Origin of the sequence: Shewanella sp. BJSY2023SW007 (assembly GCF_047314525.1) — a bacterium.
Classification (GTDB): domain Bacteria; phylum Pseudomonadota; class Gammaproteobacteria; order Enterobacterales; family Shewanellaceae; genus Shewanella; species Shewanella chilikensis.
This window is the reverse complement of sequence record NZ_JBKORL010000085.1, coordinates 1-2572: the sequence shown is the minus strand read 5'-3', so window position 1 is coordinate 2572 and position 2572 is coordinate 1. Positions and strand designations below refer to the sequence as shown.

The following is a 2572-nucleotide window of genomic DNA, read 5'->3' as shown; positions in this document are numbered from 1 at the left end:
GTGCTAATGCTGTTCAGGTTGTTGATGGTAAAGCCCAAACGGTTTTGCACCGCACCCAGGTCGGCACGCTGACTATCAATCTGTGCAATAGCGGCATCTATGGTCGCAATAGCACTTTGTGCGCCAGGTGCATCTGAAATATCAATGCTGGACACAGATGCAAAACTTGCATTGGCTGCGTTGAATTCCGTTCCCCCACCGTTGGCAAAACTAAAATTGCCTGTGCTGGTAACTTCCACAGTGCCTGTTTTAACAGCGGCAACAGCTCCACCCTCTGTCAGGGTAAAACCACCAAAATCCATTGAATCGTTACCTGCGGTTGCGTTGGCAAAGGCGGCTATGCTGATATCTTCACCATCGGCAGCACTCAATTTCAGTGTGGTACGGTCGCTGGGGTCCGTGAATTCTGCCTTCACCCCGGAAGCACCGCTGACACCGTTAATGGCTTCTGCCAGTGCTGTCAAATCCGAGGGCGAAGCTACACTGGCTGCCACTGCTTGACCATTCAACGTGAAGGAAATTGCACCACCCGCAGTCAGACCACCTATGGTCATCTCGTTGCTGGCTTCTGCTTTGGCATCAATTCCAGCGCCCGAAGCAGCTGTGTTAATTGCGGCAGCAATGTCTTTTGCAGAATCACCCGCATTCCAAGCTATTGCTCCAGTAGTTTTACCACCACCAGTCAGAGTCAAATTATCCTCTAATTGAATGCCATTGGTTGCCGCAGCTATATTCATTGCGCTACCACCTAATGACATTGAATAACTACCGAGCGAATTTGCAGCCACATTACCCAGGGTCACAGATATAGTCTCATTGGCATTGGCGCCCACCTGGAATGCCTGGGTACCATAGTTGCCATCCAACAACTTCTGGCCACCGAACGCCGTGGTATCCGAAATACGGGTTAACTCAGCCTGTAGAGACGTAATCTCTTTCTGCATCGCAGCGCGGTCTTCGGCCGAGTTGGAACCGTTGGCGGATTGCAAGGATAAGTCGCGCATACGTTGCAGTATGTTGGTGGACTCCTGCATGGCACCTTCGGCGGTCTGGGCGATGGAGATACCATCGTTGGCGTTACGCTGGGCCACATCCAGGCCGTTGATCTGGCTGGTCAGGCGGTTGGAGATTTGCAGACCGGCGGCATCATCCTTGGCGCTGTTGATGCGCAGGCCGGATGACAGACGCTCCATAGAGGTTTTCAAGGCGCTGTTGGCGTTATTGAGGTTCTTTTGTGAGCTCAGTGAAGTCACGTTAGTATTGACGGAAATAGCCATAGTAGGTTCCTCTCTTGCTGGTTGACCGCTGGCTAGCTGTCAAGCCAGGCGGAGCTAATCTGTTACAGTCACTGTAACGGCAGCAAGCTGAGAGACTTTAGCAAAAAAAGATCATTTTTATAATTTAAGCCCAAGCCATTGTATAAAAATAACTTTTACCATAATTCACACTATGCAATTGGGCTTATTACCAAGCCAGACCGACAACTGATTGCTTATCTATACCAACAACTGATGACTTGTCTCTACCAACAAAGAGTACAACTGAAAACAACACAAGCGGCCAAAGCCGCTTGTGTTGTTTTGTCTTATCCGATGGGCTTGCATTAGCCGAGCAGCGACAGGGCCACCTGAGGCAGTTGGTTCGCCTGAGCCAGCATCGCAGACGAGGTCTGAGACAAAATCTGCTGCTTGGTCAGCGTGGCTGTTTCCTTGGCAAAGTCCACATCCTGAATCCGGCTACGGGCGTCAGACACGTTGGTGCTAATGCTGTTCAGGTTGTTGATGGTAAAGCCCAAACGGTTTTGCACCGCACCCAGGTCGGCACGCTGACTATCAATCTGTGCAATAGCGGCATCTATGGTCGCAATAGCACTTTGTGCGCCAGGTGCATCTGAAATATCAATGCTGGACACAGATGCAAAACTTGCATTGGCTGCGTTGAATTCCGTTCCCCCACCGTTGGCAAAACTAAAATTGCCTGTGCTGGTAACTTCCACAGTGCCTGTTTTAACAGCGGCAACAGCTCCACCCTCTGTCAGGGTAAAACCACCAAAATCCATTGAATCGTTACCTGCGGTTGCGTTGGCAAAGGCGGCTATGCTGATATCTTCACCATCGGCAGCACTCAATTTCAGTGTGGTACGGTCGCTGGGGTCCGTGAATTCTGCCTTCACCCCGGAAGCACCGCTGACACCGTTAATGGCTTCTGCCAGTGCTGTCAAATCCGAGGGCGAAGCTACACTGGCTGCCACTGCTTGACCATTCAACGTGAAGGAAATTGCACCACCCGCAGTCAGACCACCTATGGTCATCTCGTTGCTGGCTTCTGCTTTGGCATCAATTCCAGCGCCCGAAGCAGCTGTGTTAATTGCGGCAGCAATGTCTTTTGCAGAATCACCCGCATTCCAAGCTATTGCTCCAGTAGTTTTACCACCACCAGTCAGAGTCAAATTATCCTCTAATTGAATGCCATTGGTTGCCGCAGCTATATTCATTGCGCTACCACCTAATGACATTGAATAACTACCGAGCGAATTTGCAGCCACATTACCCAGGGTCACAGATATAGTCTC

General features: G+C 50.5%; 2 protein-coding genes. Both read right to left on the bottom strand.

Annotated features, from left to right (window positions below; all coding sequences use genetic code 11):
* The coding region (locus tag ACMHXE_RS14440) for a flagellin hook IN motif-containing protein (protein ID WP_413732642.1) at positions 1-1277 on the bottom strand (1277 nt) is incomplete at its 3' end.
* A 326-nt stretch (positions 1278-1603) separates the two neighbouring features.
* Positions 1604-2572 (bottom strand): flagellin (locus ACMHXE_RS14435; RefSeq protein WP_413732640.1); only part of this gene is annotated, 969 nt, incomplete at its 5' end.